General features: G+C 35.2%; 16 protein-coding genes. All 16 read left to right on the top strand.

What is annotated here, in order from left to right:
* The first annotated feature begins 536 nt into the window (after window positions 1-536).
* The 16 genes from ACYQ21_RS07325 to ACYQ21_RS07250 all read left to right on the top strand — a co-directional run bounded on the left by ACYQ21_RS07325 (window position 537) and on the right by ACYQ21_RS07250 (window position 14,519).
* Entirely contained in the window at window positions 537-2,756 is a 2,220-nt protein-coding gene (locus ACYQ21_RS07325) for a peptidase domain-containing ABC transporter (RefSeq protein ID WP_460057019.1), read from the top strand.
* Window positions 2,757-2,890: 134 nt separating this feature from the next.
* The gene (locus ACYQ21_RS07320) at window positions 2,891-3,253 is read left to right on the top strand and encodes a Blp family class II bacteriocin (RefSeq protein ID WP_460057017.1); all 363 of its coding nucleotides are present in this window, start codon (window positions 2,891-2,893) and stop codon (window positions 3,251-3,253) included.
* On the top strand, window positions 3,253-3,609 hold the full coding sequence (locus ACYQ21_RS07315; protein ID WP_460057015.1) for a hypothetical protein: 357 nt from the start codon (window positions 3,253-3,255) through the stop codon (window positions 3,607-3,609). Before ACYQ21_RS07320 ends, ACYQ21_RS07315 begins: the two co-directional genes overlap by 1 nt.
* Window positions 3,610-3,820: 211 nt before the next feature.
* Window positions 3,821-4,156, top strand: coding sequence for a hypothetical protein (locus tag ACYQ21_RS07310; RefSeq protein ID WP_460057013.1), 336 nt, complete (start codon window positions 3,821-3,823; stop codon window positions 4,154-4,156).
* Between the two features lie 472 nt (window positions 4,157-4,628).
* On the top strand, window positions 4,629-4,973 hold the full coding sequence (locus ACYQ21_RS07305; RefSeq protein WP_460057010.1) for a hypothetical protein: 345 nt from the start codon (window positions 4,629-4,631) through the stop codon (window positions 4,971-4,973).
* Window positions 4,974-5,423: 450 nt separating this feature from the next.
* Window positions 5,424-6,002 carry a hypothetical protein gene (locus tag ACYQ21_RS07300; RefSeq protein ID WP_460057008.1) on the top strand — a complete coding sequence of 193 codons (579 nt, stop codon included), beginning with the start codon at window positions 5,424-5,426 and terminating at the stop codon, window positions 6,000-6,002.
* Between the two features lie 25 nt (window positions 6,003-6,027).
* Window positions 6,028-6,426: a hypothetical protein gene (locus tag ACYQ21_RS07295; RefSeq protein ID WP_460057006.1), complete on the top strand. Its 399-nt coding sequence runs from the start codon at window positions 6,028-6,030 to the stop codon at window positions 6,424-6,426.
* 338 nt (window positions 6,427-6,764) lie between these two features.
* On the top strand, window positions 6,765-7,241 hold the full coding sequence (locus tag ACYQ21_RS07290) for a hypothetical protein (protein ID WP_460057004.1): 477 nt from the start codon (window positions 6,765-6,767) through the stop codon (window positions 7,239-7,241).
* The gene (locus ACYQ21_RS07285; protein WP_460057002.1) at window positions 7,228-8,613 is read left to right on the top strand and encodes an HlyD family efflux transporter periplasmic adaptor subunit; all 1,386 of its coding nucleotides are present in this window, start codon (window positions 7,228-7,230) and stop codon (window positions 8,611-8,613) included. Before ACYQ21_RS07290 ends, ACYQ21_RS07285 begins: the two co-directional genes overlap by 14 nt.
* A 146-nt stretch (window positions 8,614-8,759) precedes the next feature.
* Window positions 8,760-10,220, top strand: a complete 1,461-nt coding sequence (locus ACYQ21_RS07280) for a sensor histidine kinase (RefSeq protein WP_460057000.1) — start codon at window positions 8,760-8,762, stop codon at window positions 10,218-10,220.
* Window positions 10,217-10,969: a LytR/AlgR family response regulator transcription factor gene (locus ACYQ21_RS07275; protein ID WP_460056998.1), complete on the top strand. Its 753-nt coding sequence runs from the start codon at window positions 10,217-10,219 to the stop codon at window positions 10,967-10,969. The genes ACYQ21_RS07280 and ACYQ21_RS07275 overlap by 4 nt, the downstream gene beginning before the upstream one ends.
* A 109-nt stretch (window positions 10,970-11,078) precedes the next feature.
* The gene (locus ACYQ21_RS07270; RefSeq protein WP_460056994.1) at window positions 11,079-12,161 is read left to right on the top strand and encodes an aspartate-semialdehyde dehydrogenase; all 1,083 of its coding nucleotides are present in this window, start codon (window positions 11,079-11,081) and stop codon (window positions 12,159-12,161) included.
* A 113-nt stretch (window positions 12,162-12,274) separates the two neighbouring features.
* On the top strand, window positions 12,275-13,165 hold the full coding sequence (locus tag ACYQ21_RS07265; RefSeq protein ID WP_460056992.1) for an IS982 family transposase: 891 nt from the start codon (window positions 12,275-12,277) through the stop codon (window positions 13,163-13,165).
* A gap of 142 nt (window positions 13,166-13,307) precedes the next feature.
* Complete coding sequence (locus ACYQ21_RS07260; RefSeq protein ID WP_460056990.1) at window positions 13,308-13,649, top strand: PadR family transcriptional regulator; 342 nt, start codon at window positions 13,308-13,310, stop codon at window positions 13,647-13,649.
* On the top strand, window positions 13,639-14,244 hold the full coding sequence (locus tag ACYQ21_RS07255; RefSeq protein WP_460056987.1) for a hypothetical protein: 606 nt from the start codon (window positions 13,639-13,641) through the stop codon (window positions 14,242-14,244). The genes ACYQ21_RS07260 and ACYQ21_RS07255 overlap by 11 nt, the downstream gene beginning before the upstream one ends.
* 38 nt (window positions 14,245-14,282) lie before the next feature.
* Complete coding sequence (locus tag ACYQ21_RS07250; protein ID WP_460056985.1) at window positions 14,283-14,519, top strand: hypothetical protein; 237 nt, start codon at window positions 14,283-14,285, stop codon at window positions 14,517-14,519.
* Window positions 14,520-14,524: the final 5 nt, after the last annotated feature.

Raw genomic sequence — 14,524 nt, 5'->3', positions numbered from 1 at the left:
CAGCAACTTTTCTCAAGAAAAGCCACACGACTTCAACAGTCAATAAAGGGATGATTATTTCTAGGCGCATCCGAAAAGGCTACAACTGATTTTTAAAAATAGTATAAAAAAACGCCTTTTTTAAAAAAGGTCTATTTGATAAGTGCGTCATTTGCAAAACATTAGAAAATAGCGTATAATAAAATCATGCGATGAGTCGATTTGGAACGCAAGTTCCTTATTTACGCTGAGAGATTCGGGGCCTAGCCCGTCAAGGATTGATGGAATCTTGTCAAGAAATGTGAACTTCTTGGCACGGCTATTTGTGAAAGTAGTTGCTCTGGAACACCCCTTTGTCTTTGGCAGAGGGGTGTTTTTTTGCTACTATAAAAATCTGATATATCACTTATGGTATAAAATAACCGTTTAAGGTACATTTGACCGATTAGGGTATAAATTTGGTCAGTTTAGGAAATTTGATAATATAGACGAAAAAAATCTGTTACAATAAACCTATAAAATACAAACGCTTTCATAGCTCTAAGGAAGGAGATGAGATGTTAAACTTAAAAAAATATGCAACAGTTCTACAACATGATGAATCAGACTGTGCAGCTGCAGCTCTTTCAACGGTTTGTAAGTTCTACAAAAAAGAGCTGACAATCATGAAAATCCGTGAAATTATTGGTACAGACGCTTATGGAACAAGTGTTGATGGTATTGTATCTGGTGCTGAAAAATTAGGATTTGAAGTCAAAGCGATTAAAATTCCGATTGAAGATATTGACGGCGAGTATACATTGCCAGCGATTGCGCATATCATAACAGATGCAGGTTTAAATCACTTTATCGTCATTAACAAAATCAAAAATGGCAAGTTTTGGGTATCTGACCCAGCTAAAGGTTCAGTTGAGCTGACTAAGGAGGAAATTTCTAAAAAATTCACGGGTGTGCTGGTGATTCTCTTACCCAAAAGTGAATTTGAAACTAACTACCTCGCTAAAACAACCATGTGGCAACTTTTTAAAATGGTCATGCTCCCACATAAGAAGATGTTGCTGACGGTTATTTTAGCTTCTTTTGCGTTAACGCTTTTAGGGATTTTGTCCAGCCTATTTTCGAAAGTTGTCTTTGATGAAATCATTCCCTTTCAGTTAAAGAAAACACTTTATGTCTATCTCGTCGTTTTCGGAATGGTTGGGCTAATTCAAATTTTCCTCAGTTTTTTCAGGACACATGTCTTGCTGTTTCTATCGAGAAAGATTGATATTCCAGTCCTTCTGGGTTATTATAACCATGTCTTGCGATTGCCTTATCAGTTCTTTGCGACAAGACGAGTTGGGGATATTTTAACACGTTTCCAAGATGCGATGACGATAAAGGATATATTCTCTCAAGTTTCAGTGTCGTTAGTGCTTGATTTAAGTTTGGCAGTCTTGACAGGAATCGCCCTTATCAAAATCAATCTCACTTTATTTTTCCTTGTGCTAATCGTTGTTTTGGTCAATGTTGCTCTGATTTATTTGTTCAAGAAAAGCTATAAACGCATTAACTACGAACAAATGGAGGCGGGCGCCATGATGAACTCGCAGTTGATTGAGTCTATACAGAATATAGAAACGGTTAAGGCATCTGCTCATGAAGCGGTGCAGATTGAACGACTAGAAAATAAATTTGTCAAAGTCCTCAAATTGGGTTATGAGGAAGGCAAACTCAGTAATCTGCAAGGTTCGCTATCATCACTCGTGCAAACCCTAAGTGGTATTTTCATGATTGGCATTGGCGCGATTGCCATTATTGACGGAAAATTAACGCTTGGTGACTTTATCGTTTTTCAAACACTTTCGGGTTATTTCACAGAGCCGATACAAAGTCTAGTTTCTTTACAACTGACCTATCAGGAGGCGCAGATTTCCATGAATCGTTTGTCTGAACTCATGGACTTGGAAACTGAGGAAACGAAAGATAGGGAATTATTAGCTGACATTAGTCTGAAAGGAAATATTACCTTTAAAGATTTGACATTTCGCTATGGCAGTCGTCCGCCGATTATCAAAAATCTTAATCTGAAAATAGAGCAAGGTCAGCGTGTGGCAATCGTTGGCGAAAGTGGTGCGGGAAAATCAACGCTTGCAAAACTTCTTTTGAAATTTCAAAATGGGGATAGTGGTAAACTCACGATTAACGACTACGACATCGAAGATATTGAAGTTAAATACCTCAGAAAATCAATCGGTTATGTCCCACAAAATATTGAACTGTTTACAGGAACGATAATGGAAAATATCAAACTCGGCAATGAAAGTGCAACTTATGAACAAGTGATAAAGGCTGCCAAATTAGCAGGTTGTCACGAGTTTATCCAAAAACTAGCTAATCGCTATTATGCTTTTATCGAGGAAAATGGCTCAAATTTTTCAGGTGGCGAGCGACAACGAATTGCCATAGCTAGAGCTTTTCTCAAAGAAAGAGACCTGTATATCTTTGATGAATCGACCAGTAATCTGGATTCGTTCAGTGAACGCTATATCCAGAAAGCTATGTTACAGGCGACAAATAGCGCAACAACAATCATTATCGCCCATAGACTGTCTACGATTATTAACTGCGATTTGATTGTTTTCATGGCAAATGGTGCGATTATTGAGCAAGGCAGTCATGATGAATTGGTAGCTTTAAATGGTAAATACGCTGAAATGATTGCCTTGCAGTATGGTGGTAAAATTGTTAAAACAAATCAAACTGATGTCATTGAGCAGGAAGAAATCAGTTATTAATATTTGAAAAACTGGGTTAGGTCATTCACCCGACGCGAAAAGTAATGAAAGTAGCTTTAAGACCGCAAGTCAAGAAGTCGCGTGTGTCAAAAAATTTAAAATTAAGAAAGTAGGAACAAACTATGGAAATGGTTATGCCAATGAATTATGTCGAAATGACAGATGATGAGATGATGTATGTTGATGGGGGAACATATTGGACTGCATGGAGTTATACAGGAGTTGCTGTCGGTGTAAACTTATTGGGATATTTGATTGATGCGGCTGGAGGTTATGCAGCTGGAGCCCTTGCAGGTGCACTAGGTATTACAGTAAATGCAGCAGGAAAATTACTTGGAGGTTACGCCTCAAATAAAGTAGGGTTGGGTAGTTCTGTAGCACGAGCACTTGATAAAAATGGTAATGGCTGGGTAGGCTTAGATAGAAGGGATGTATTTACAGGACTTAGCGGTGGTGTTCCTTACGGTTGGATAGGCGCTGATTTTAGAACAGGATGATGAAAAAAAGAGTAATTAGATGTTTACTGGAAATGGTCTTAATTGCTCTCTTGATAGATATGCTAGTTGATTTACCTTCTTTAAAGTCAACATTTTTTGAATGTCACATTGGTCGTGTTCTAAAGTCGCTTAGCTTTATAGCTATTATGAATTTAGGTGGTTCAAAAAAAAGCTTAAAGAGGAAAACAAAATGGTTACTTTTTATCCTTATTTTGGGGATTGGCTATCTAGGGCAAAAACTGTCTGATTTTTCAGTTAAAATTCCTTTCCCAATGAATTATGTGTTCTTTGTGTTATGGGTAATATTAGCACTGTATCTATTCATTATACGAAATAAAACAAAATTGGAAAAGTAAATTTAAAAATAGACATTGGACTTCGGAAACTCACACTTTCCGAAGTTTGTTACAAGACATTAGTTATCAGATAATTGATGTCTTGTATCAGACTTTGGAATATAGGTTAGGTCATTCACCCGACGCGAAAAGTAATGAAAGTAGCTTTAAGACCGCAAGTCAAGAAGTCGCGTGTGTCAAAAAAATAAAACTTAGAAAGTAGGAAACGATTATGGAAATGGTTATGCCGATGAAGTATGTCGAAATGACAGATGATGAAATGATGTATGTTGACGGTGGTGGATATGTAGGTTTTAATATTCATGTAAGTGCAGCAACTGGAAGGAGAGGTGCTGCTGCTTGTGGTGTAATTGCTGCTGCAGCTGTTGAAGCTGGAATTGCTGCATTTGCAACTACATTTGGACAGGGGGTAGGAATGTTCCTTTCTTTGGCATTTTCCGGTATGGTAGGCATCGTAGTTGCAGACGCGGTAGCAAGTGGTAAATTTTATATCCCTATAGGAACGAATATTTGGGGTATTAGTTGGGTACGTAACATTACAATTTAAAAGACGAGAAGTAGATAATATGATGATATTAATAATAGCTACAATTAATTTGTTTTACAAAATCTATAATCCCAATTTTGAACATTCGTTTTTTGTATTCTATTTTATTTTTCCATACTTAGTAATGAGAAAGACGGAGAGATATAAAAGCTTAAAAAAAGTATTTAATATTGATACATGGAGAATTGAATTTAAGGGATTTGGCAATGTATTAGAGATAATTTTGATAGTAGAAATTTATTTTTGTACAGTGCAATTCGATAAAGGTATTCTAATAGGTTTGACAACGAATTTTGGTGATAATATCATATTTTCTATAATTCCCTGTTTGTTAATGTATAGATTTATAGTTTATAAGAGCCTTGAGTTGGGTTATTAAATATCTATAAAAAATCTGGGAGAGATTATCTCTTCTGGGTTTTGAGAAAAGAATCTAAATTTTCTTTTTTTAAAACTTAGAAGAAATAGACGAATGAATCTCAGAAATAAAAATTTTAAAAAGAAAGTAGGAATATTTATGGAAATGGTTATGTCGGCAAATTATGTCGAAATGACAGATGATGAGATGATGTATGTTGATGGAGGGATTCAAGTCTATCAAAATTTGAGGACTAGTAATTACAAAGTTTTGACTAATTGGTATCTTCGTTTTTGGGATTATATACAATATGGCTCTGTAAAATATATTGCTTCGTATTATAGTCGAGCCATTTCTTATACGTGTACAGCAGATATTTATGAAACTGCAGTGGGTAGAAAAATTGGTACAACAAGTTGGGCTATTCAGACTAAAGAATACAAAACAGTTATATCTTAAGGATTCTAATATCTAATTTAGTGGTTTGTCCACCATTGTTGTATGCTATCCAAATAATGGATTATTCGATTTGGAGGTTTTTAAGAATTAATAGTTTATTAATTTTTGTAGTTTTAATAAACTGTTTAATACCATATGTTTTGTCCAAAGCTAAGAGAAAAAATGTATTGAAAGTAACTTTTAGTTATATTTTAGTCAATGTTTTTCTATTCAGCTCATCACGGCATATGTTGTTTTTGGCTCATTCAATTTTTGAAGTCCATATATTAGGTGTGTGTCTATTAGAAGGATTGATGATTTTATGTTTGAAACTAAAAATAATATCTAGCTAAAAATAAAATGACTTCGGAAGAAATTTTTTCCGAAGTCTGAGAAAAGAAATTAGTAATCAACTTTATCAATTTCTTTTCTCAGACTTTAGAAGTCAAATAAAAAAATAGGAGAACTTTTATGAAAAAATTAACAGGTTTAGTCATCGCTTTTAGTACACTTTTGCTACTAGGTGCTTGTGGCGGAGCAAAAGAAGAAACAATGGTATTTAAGCAGGACATTCCTGAATTACAGGGCGAAAATTTGGGTGCGTCATCAATTAAAATTACCCACAAGGGTGAAAAAATCAGTGAAGTGGTCTATGAGTCAACGACGCCATTAACCATGGGCGTAGTATCTGCCGAAGAAACGCAAAAAGTGATTAAGGAAATTGAGGCTGATGCTAAAATGGCTCAGGAAGAAAAAGATAAACTCGTTGCCGAGATGCAAAAGATGAGCGCTGGAAATCCAGAAGAACAGGCAGCAGAAATGGCTAAAAATTTAGATTCGCTTTATGATAATATCCCCTCTTCTGAAGGGATAGCAGTTAAAACGAAGAAAAGTAAGGCGAGTTATTCTGTTACGATTACGGTAGATTTAGCCAAAGCTGATAAAAGTAAATTAGGACAAGTCTTTTTACCTGTTGATTTTTCTAAAGCAAAAGACTATAAAGATGCTGAAAAAGAATTGAAAAATTTACAATTTAAGGCAGAAAAATAAATCAGATTGAGTAAGAAAGGTAGTTATGAAAGGACTAGTTAGATTATATTGTCTTCTCATGCTAGGTAGTTTTTGGGTAGTACCTATTTTAAATTTTATTTTTGATGGTTTCAAAAATTTTGGCTATAATATCGCAGATATTTTGCAAGCAAATATCATGATAATGTGGGTAAGTGTCGTTGTAGGAAAATTTAAGCGCTTCAATGCTTTAAAGAAATTTGCTGTTTTTATAGTTGTTGTTGTGATAAAATCAGGGATTCCAGAAGATTGGAGCCTGATTTTATCAGTAGGTGATATGGGCAATGCTATCATTTTATGTTTATGTATTCTAGCAACGATTATTTACTATTTAAAATTTATCAAAAGCAAGGTTGATAAGAACGGTCAACTCATTTCAAAATCAGAAAGTAGGAAAAGTTTATGACGACAAAAGCATCTCATTCTTTAAAGAATGAACTATTTTGGTTGATAATAGGTGTAATTTTTTTGAACATATTCCATGTTTCTATCAGGCTTGCTAGCCAATATCAGCTGTACAATAATCTGGCTGACATCCTAGAAACAGGTAGTCAGTCTATGATTTTTAACCTTAATTTTAAGGCGGAAAGTTAAACGATTACGTCATATTGATATCAAGAAGACTGTTATTGGGTTACTTTGTTTTAAAATCATAATCCTTGTTTTGAGACTGTTTTTACCTCCGTTAGGTATGTAGTTGTCAAGTTGTTAATATTAAAAAAAATAAAAGGAGAAGTGAGTCAAGTGGAGAAAATAAAAATTCAGGAACACAAAAGATTAAGACTTGTCAATGTTCTCGCAAAAGAACTACGAGGCATTTCACTAGAAAATCTGAATGAAGAAATCCAAAAATTTATCAATTTTATCGAAGTGTCAAATATTCAAACCAAAGGACCACTTATCACTAAAACAATCGGAACGAAAATTAGTGAAACGGGTGAAATTTCTCTTGACTATGACATCTACATTCAAACTGTACGAGAATTAGACTATCAAGGTTATGCTTTTCATAAAGATATTGTCGCAGAAAATTGTTTATATGCCCATTTTGATGGTTTGCAAGAGGAATTTAACTATGTAGATGCCAAAATGTCGCTCTATATTTGGGAGAATGATTTGATTGCGAAAGGGGAGCAATACACAGTATTCATAGAAGATACAGGTACAATATTCATCGCTGATGTTTTTATACCTTTGGAGAAAATGGATGAAACTTTATAAAAAAGAAGAATTAAAAGATAGTCGCTTATTTTTTGACAAGAAGCCACCGACTTATATGACATTTTTAGGCTTTTTCTTGATAGGCTTGATTATTGTTGGCATATTGTCGCTGAATCTTATCCCTAAAAACTATATTGTTCGAGCGCAAGGCACGATTGAAGCGGATGATAAGGCTTATATTACACCGCTTGTCAATGGTCATGTGATTGAAATCAATCAGTCAGAGGGTTCTGCTGTAAAGAAGGGCGAGAAATTGCTGACCTTGTCAGTTGGCACGGAAGGCGTGCAAGAGTCCGAGATTGACAAGCAAATCGCAGAACTCAAACAGAAACAGGTGATTTTTGATAAATACGAGAAATCTTTGAACGAGAAAAAGAATTATATGGCCTCTCAGGATAAGGAACAGGAATACTATGGAAAAGTTGAGTATTATCTGAGTCAAGTCAAAGATGAAAGCAAACAGAATACGACAAAAGCTGAAACGATTGCTGAAAAAGAAAAGGAACTTGGTGCGCTCCAAGGAGAATTAAGCAAGCTTCAAAATGAAGCTTACGAGGATTACTTGATTGCTTATCAACGCAAACAAGAATCTCTTGCTGATTTGCAAGCTAAACGGAAAAAAGCAACAGAAGCAAGTGAAGTTGAAAGTCTTGATGAACAAATCAAAACGTTACAAAATGAATTAGAAGATAGTAATCGTGAGTATGAGAAAAAAGCTGAGACAGATACTAAGACTAAAAATGATGAAATCAAGGCTAAGAATCAAGAAATCAAAGAGCTGAAAAATCAATCTCAAAATCAAAGTGATGGTACGAAACAGCAGCTGATCAGTGAATTGGGTACAGCTAGAACACAAACGACTGAAAAAATTTCAGAGCTAGACAGTCAGAAAAAACTCAAACAAACCGATACCAACTTATTTACTTTGACAGCAAATAAAGACGGTGTCGTACACTACCTTGCGCCTGTAAAAACTGGTCTAGGTTTGCAAGCCTTTCAACCAATCGCTCAGATGGATAAAGGAAAAGATTCAAAGCTAGTCGGCGAAATCTACATTTCTGCGCAAGATAGAAGTAAGATAAAAGTTGGCAATACAACAAAATTGTCACTTGCAGGTGTTAATCAAACAAAATATGGCTTATTGACAGGGAAAATCAAGAGTATTAGTGATGGCACGATTACTCAAGGGAGTGGAGAAAATACACAGGTGCTTTATCAAGTAGATGTGGCGCTCGATAAGACCAAGTTGACAAGTGGTGAGGAAGAAATTTTAGCCAAAGCCTCTATGCCAACAGTTGCTAGTATTGTTTATGAAAAAGAAAATTATATGGAGTGGCTGCTAGAACAGTTGAATTTTATGAAAGAGAAGTAAAATTAATATTTGAAAAAGTTTTACGAAATAGAAAAAATAAGTTATAATAAATATAGTATTAAAATCAGAATGGAGAATTGATATGATGAATGTTTCTGTATTATGGGTTTGGTTGGATTGGCTATTTAATCGGCATAATCGTTAAAATGTTGACTGTATTTTTAGTTATTATACTTTTGATTTTCATGGTAACGATTGAGCCGTTTGTTTTAATGAAAATAAGTGATTTTAAGATAAGTAAATTGAGTATGCTGTATGTGCTTGGTGTCAATGGCATACTATTTTTGGTGTTTTCAAATATTGAGTTACCACCTTATTTACCAGAGTTCATGGAACTTTTCGTTTATTTTGTTTTGTTACAAATTTTTCGGTCAGGTAGTGGAAGAATAAATTTATTCTATGCAATCTATACTGTTTCATTTGTTTATTTTGTAAGAATGTTTATGGCAGTTTGGATATTTGGTAAAGTATTTAGGGTAGATAATTTTTTAATCTACGCAAATTTGGGTTATTTATGTGTTATTCCAGCACAATATTTTTTACAAAAATACTTGACAATCAGACCCGAACATCTCATAATTGCTGAGCAAGAGCAAGAGCAAGAGCAAGAGCAAGAGCAAGAGCAAGAGCAAGAGCAAGAGCAAGAGCAAGAGCAAGAGCAAGAGCAAGAGCAAGAGCAAGAGCAAGAGCAAGAGCAAGAGCAAGAGCAAGAGCAGTTCTATTACCAACGAAATTTTGAGAAAGAACAAAATAACCTGATTTCATTCTTTTGTGTCACGATGCTTACTTTGTATTTAGTAAACAATGTCTTTCGTCTTACAGAAACAGGTTCAAGAGTGATCTACCATTCGTCATTGACCGTGTTTGTTTTTCTGTTTTTCTTCTTACTTTATGCAATTAATGGTAAATATAAGGAGTGGGAAATCCAAGGATTACTCAAATATAAAGATAACCTATTTTTATCACTTACGGCCTATACAAAAAAAATTGACGAGGCTTATCAAACAACTAGAGGTTTTAGACATGATTTTGCTAATATTCTTATTTCTCTGCGCGGAGCGATTGAAATAGATGGTGGGGAGATGACTAAGGCTGCCTATGCAGAAATACTTGAAACAAATAATATCCTGCTTAGACAAAATCAAAGTGAGTTTATTAAACTTTTTAATCTCAAGATTCCGGAATTGAAAAGTGTTGTTTCGGAAAAAATTTTGAAAGCTGAAACAAGAGGGATTAAACTTGAAATAGAAATACCTGCTCCAATAACTGATTTACAAGTGACTAAGCTTGATATTATACGTTTAATTGGTCTTTTACTTGATAATGCAATAGAAGCAGTAGTTGAACTAGAATCAGATGATCCTGTGATTAAATTAGCTATTTTTGACAAAAATAACGTGAGGTATTATATCGTAGAAAATGAAATGCTTGAAGATACTCTAGTCATCCCCAAATTAGTTCAAAAAGGCTATTCAACTAAAAATAAGCATGATGGCTATGGTCTCGCGAATCTAGTGGAAATTATGTCGAAGTATTCTGGAAATGGTTATCATATTCGGGCTAAAGATTATAAATTTAGAGTAGAATTGGAAATGGAAAAAAGATGAATATATTTATCCTAGAAGACGAAATAGTGCAACAGTTTCGCCTAGAAACGTTTATTAACGAGTATATAAAAAAGGCATCATATTCTGTTGATGAAATCATTGCCTGCTCTAAACCCACAGAACTTTTTAGCGCACTTGAAGGTAAGACACGAAATAATATCTATTTCTTAGATATCAAGATAAAAAACAAAGCAACTGCAGGACTCGAAGCAGCTGAGAAAATTCGTAAATTAGACCCACTTGGTCAGATTACTTTTATAACGACTCACACGGAATACGCTTCTTTAACTTATGAATATAAAGTAGATGCACATGATTTTATCAGTAAGCTACTCCCACAAGAAGCGTTTGACCAAAAAATAATTGAAAATATTGTAGATTTTTTTGATGGACCCAAAGTACAGACTTCCAGCGATATTTTCACCTATCAAACTAGGACAGGAAAGTTAATAGAGGCACGCTATCAAGATATCTATTTTTTTGAAATTGCAGCCTCATCCCATCAAATTTTGTTACAGATGAGAGGTGAAGCTATTTCTTTTTACGGTAGCTTGAATGATATTGTGAAAAAGTCAAAACATTTGGTGCGTGTTCATCGAGGTGCTATTGTAAATGTAGATAAAATCTATATTTACTTAAGAAATAATAAAAAAATTAAGCTTGAAAATGATATGGAATTAGAAGTTTCAAGATCAGGCGCTAAACTTTTGAAAGTATTGAGTAAGACAAAGCACTTTAAAGTGCTTTAATGATTGTAGTCAGCATATTTTTAATCAAAAAAGGGCTTTTATTTTTCCAAAAAACATGATAGAATAGGGCTATTAAAATTTTTTAGAAAATTCAAACGAGGATACCCACATGTCAAAAGAATACGTTGTTGCAGTTGTCGGCGCCACTGGTGCTGTTGGTAGTCGCATGATTGAAATGCTTGAATCATCAACGCTCCCAATCAAACAAGTGCGCTTGTTTGCGACCATTCGCTCAGCAGGTAAAGTCTTGACTTTCAAAGGTCAAGACATCACCGTTGAAGAAACAACAGAAAACTCATTTGAAGGGATTGACATCGCCCTCTTTTCAGCAGGTGGTGGTGTCTCAGCCAAATTTGCGCCCTATGCCGTTAAAGCAGGTGCAGTTGTCGTTGACAATACCTCAAACTTCCGTATGAATCCAGACGTACCACTTGTTGTACCAGAAGTCAATGCCCATGCGCTAGACGCGCACAATGGTATTATCGCTTGTCCAAACTGTTCTACGATTCAAATGATGGTAGCACTCGAGCCTATTCACCAACAATTTGGTTTGGCACGCATCATCGTGTCAACTTACCAAGCCGTGTCTGGTGCCGGGGCAAAAGCTATCGCTGAAACAGAACGCGAAATCAAAGAAGTGGTCAATGATCAGGTTGACCCTAAAGACGTTAAGGCAGACATCTTACCAGCTGGTGGCGATAAAAAACACTATCCAATTGCTTTTAATGCCTTACCACAAATTGATGTTTTCACTGATAATGACTACACTTATGAAGAAATGAAGATGACCAATGAAACCAAGAAAATCATGGCAGATGATAGCATTGCCGTTTCAGCGACATGTGTTCGGATTCCAGTCATCTTGGCACATTCAGAGTCAGTCTATATCGAAACCAAAGAAGTGGCACCGATTGACCAAGTGAAAGCGGCGATTTCAGCCTTCCCAGGTGCAGTTTTGGAAGATGATCCAAGCCAACAAATTTATCCGCAAGCAGTTAATGCAGCGGGACATCGTGAAACCTTTGTCGGCCGTATCCGTAAAGACTTGGATGCTGAAAAAGGCATTCATATGTGGGTTGTTTCAGACAACTTGCTCAAAGGTGCAGCTTGGAACTCAGTCCAAATCGCAGAAACATTGCATGAACGTGGTTTAGTCCGCGCAACAGAAAACTTGAAATTTGAATTGAAATAAGGGATTGAAAATACTATTCATTACCCGAATTGCTAGTTGATTATTTGCCCCAATAAATAAAGCGTGCTAAACATATCTTACACCACATAAGATATAGAAAGCGCACGCCTTACATGATTAATCATACCACACTTCCCAAAGTTTTTGTTTATTTATTGACGACCATTGAAACACTTTATCAAAAAAGTGTCTCTCTTGAAGTTCAAAACCGAAAAAATGTTCATCTCGCCACTCCTGACTGCTTAATTATTGCTTGTTATTTATGGGGCGTTCTCCATTCTAGTGAAACACTTAAAGCTAAACATCAATTAGCTCAAAGCCTGCTCCCTAATTTCCTTGAATATTCTCGCTTTGTGCGACGTTGTAACGCCTTATTACCTAGCATTCAACACATTCGCCAAAATCTTGTCTTTCAAGAAATCAAGGGGATTAGCGTCTCCATTATTGATAGCTTTCCCATTCCTTTATGCCAACCTGTCCGAAATTTTAGAAGTAATGTGCTTGGTGAATACGCTGATATTGGCTACAATGCTACAAAAGAGCATTATTACTATGGCTGTAAATGCCATGCCTTAGTCTCTGAAACAGGTTATGTGATTGACTATGTGATAACACCTGCGTCTTATGCCGATTCTACAATGACCGAAGAGGTGTTGATGAAATTTTCGACACCTACCGTACTTGGAGATTTGTGGTATTTAGGATTAGCGCTTCATGAACGACTGAAACTCAAAGGCATTGACTTGATTACACCTGTACGAAAGAATATGAAACAAGAGCCAATCACTTTCCCAAATTTTTCTAAAAGAAGAAAAGTAATTGAACGCGTGTTCTCCTTTTTGACGAATCTAGGTGCTGAGCGCTGTAAAAGTCGCTCTCCTAATGGTTTTCAAGTTAAACTAGAGATGATTCTTTTAGCGTATTCTTTGTTGATAAAAGCTGCTAAATCTCTTAAACCATTCACTTTAAAGTATTCTTTGGGATATCTGGCTATGCATAAATAAGCAACTAGCAATTCGGGTATTCATTAGAGAGTAGTATTTTTTTGTAATTTTCAACTACTATGCTTTACAAACTAGTTAAAAATGTTAAACTAGGTATGTGGGGTAATAGGTAATACATACTAGTTGTTGAGAAAGGATTGACATGAAAGAAACGCAGTTATTAAAAGGTGTCCTAGATGGTTGTGTTTTGCATATCATTGCTAATTATAAGATATATGGTTACGAATTAGTTCAAAAATTAAAGCAGTACGGCTTTGATACAATTGTCGGTGGGACAGTTTATCCACTCTTACAAAAGCTAGAAAAAATGAATTTGATTGAGGGGAGAACAGAAAAATCACTCGATGGTCCAGATCGGAAATATCTTTATATCACATCTGAAGGCAAAGCATATTTAGCACAGTTTGATGCACAATGGTTAGTTTTAGTAGGCAAAGTTGCAAAAATTATTGAGACGGAAGAGGGAGAATCCTATGAAAACTGATAGTGTAACTATGTTGATTGAAGAAAATAATCAATTAAGAGAAAAACTCGACGCAGAAAATAAAGTCTACTATGACAAAATACTACTTTATATGCGCAGTACCTCTCTGTTTAAAACTGACTTAGAAATTGAAAATATTTTACTTGATTTATTACGAGATTTGTTGGAAGTCCAAAAAAATGGTGAAAGTGCTAGTGATTATTTTGGGAAGAATCCACAAGAAATGTGTCAAGAATTACTAAATAATACCAGTCAAGTATCCCTCAAAAATATACTGAAAACACTTGTGCCAATAGTAGGATGTGGGCTTTTAGCTACTATCTTTTTTGGTGTGCTTAATCCAGTATTGACGATTAATTTTTTCCAACTCATTCTGGAAATGATCGTCATATCCGTTGTGGTTTGGGTAAGCTTTAGACACATGAAAAAAACTGCTTTTAAACGTCAAGACAAGTTTAAACTGCGAGATTTTGTGCCTATCTTTGCCAATTATAGCTTAGTCATTCTATTTATTTCTGGCATCTTCTTACTTTCGCTTCTTTTTATGCCAAATTTTCTTGTTGTGACAATTCCCTCACCTATGATATGTTCTTGATTATATTTTTAACAGCTGTATTATTTGTTTGGGCAGTGATGACTAAAAGTGATTGGTTCAAAAGTTTACTTCCTGTATTTTTTATCATGGGAATTTTGGCGACATTAGCCCGTACGGCTTTAGGCAAGGGCTTAATAGATTATTTTAGTGAGTCAGAGATGCGCATGGTTGTCGTTTTAATCATCGTCTATATTATTGTGATGTTAGCCTTTAGTGTTCCTATCTTACTGTCTATATCACGAGAGAAAAAGCGACAAGAAAGATATATTAGTTAAGGTAT

Source organism: Pseudolactococcus yaeyamensis (assembly GCF_054658615.1).
This window is presented reverse-complemented; position numbering and strand designations above follow the sequence as displayed.

Coding starts and splice junctions, on each gene's coding strand:
- ACYQ21_RS07275 (WP_460056998.1), top strand. CDS start 10,217: ATGAATATATTTATCCTAGAAGACGAAATAGTGCAACAGTTTCGCCTA.
- ACYQ21_RS07315 (WP_460057015.1), top strand. CDS start 3,253: ATGAAAAAAAGAGTAATTAGATGTTTACTGGAAATGGTCTTAATTGCT.
- ACYQ21_RS07300 (WP_460057008.1), top strand. CDS start 5,424: ATGAAAAAATTAACAGGTTTAGTCATCGCTTTTAGTACACTTTTGCTA.
- ACYQ21_RS07295 (WP_460057006.1), top strand. CDS start 6,028: ATGAAAGGACTAGTTAGATTATATTGTCTTCTCATGCTAGGTAGTTTT.
- ACYQ21_RS07250 (WP_460056985.1), top strand. CDS start 14,283: ATGACTAAAAGTGATTGGTTCAAAAGTTTACTTCCTGTATTTTTTATC.
- ACYQ21_RS07320 (WP_460057017.1), top strand. CDS start 2,891: ATGCCAATGAATTATGTCGAAATGACAGATGATGAGATGATGTATGTT.
- ACYQ21_RS07265 (WP_460056992.1), top strand. CDS start 12,275: ATGATTAATCATACCACACTTCCCAAAGTTTTTGTTTATTTATTGACG.
- ACYQ21_RS07255 (WP_460056987.1), top strand. CDS start 13,639: ATGAAAACTGATAGTGTAACTATGTTGATTGAAGAAAATAATCAATTA.
- ACYQ21_RS07270 (WP_460056994.1), top strand. CDS start 11,079: ATGTCAAAAGAATACGTTGTTGCAGTTGTCGGCGCCACTGGTGCTGTT.
- ACYQ21_RS07260 (WP_460056990.1), top strand. CDS start 13,308: ATGAAAGAAACGCAGTTATTAAAAGGTGTCCTAGATGGTTGTGTTTTG.
- ACYQ21_RS07280 (WP_460057000.1), top strand. CDS start 8,760: ATGTTGACTGTATTTTTAGTTATTATACTTTTGATTTTCATGGTAACG.
- ACYQ21_RS07305 (WP_460057010.1), top strand. CDS start 4,629: ATGAATCTCAGAAATAAAAATTTTAAAAAGAAAGTAGGAATATTTATG.
- ACYQ21_RS07310 (WP_460057013.1), top strand. CDS start 3,821: ATGGAAATGGTTATGCCGATGAAGTATGTCGAAATGACAGATGATGAA.
- ACYQ21_RS07285 (WP_460057002.1), top strand. CDS start 7,228: ATGAAACTTTATAAAAAAGAAGAATTAAAAGATAGTCGCTTATTTTTT.
- ACYQ21_RS07325 (WP_460057019.1), top strand. CDS start 537: ATGTTAAACTTAAAAAAATATGCAACAGTTCTACAACATGATGAATCA.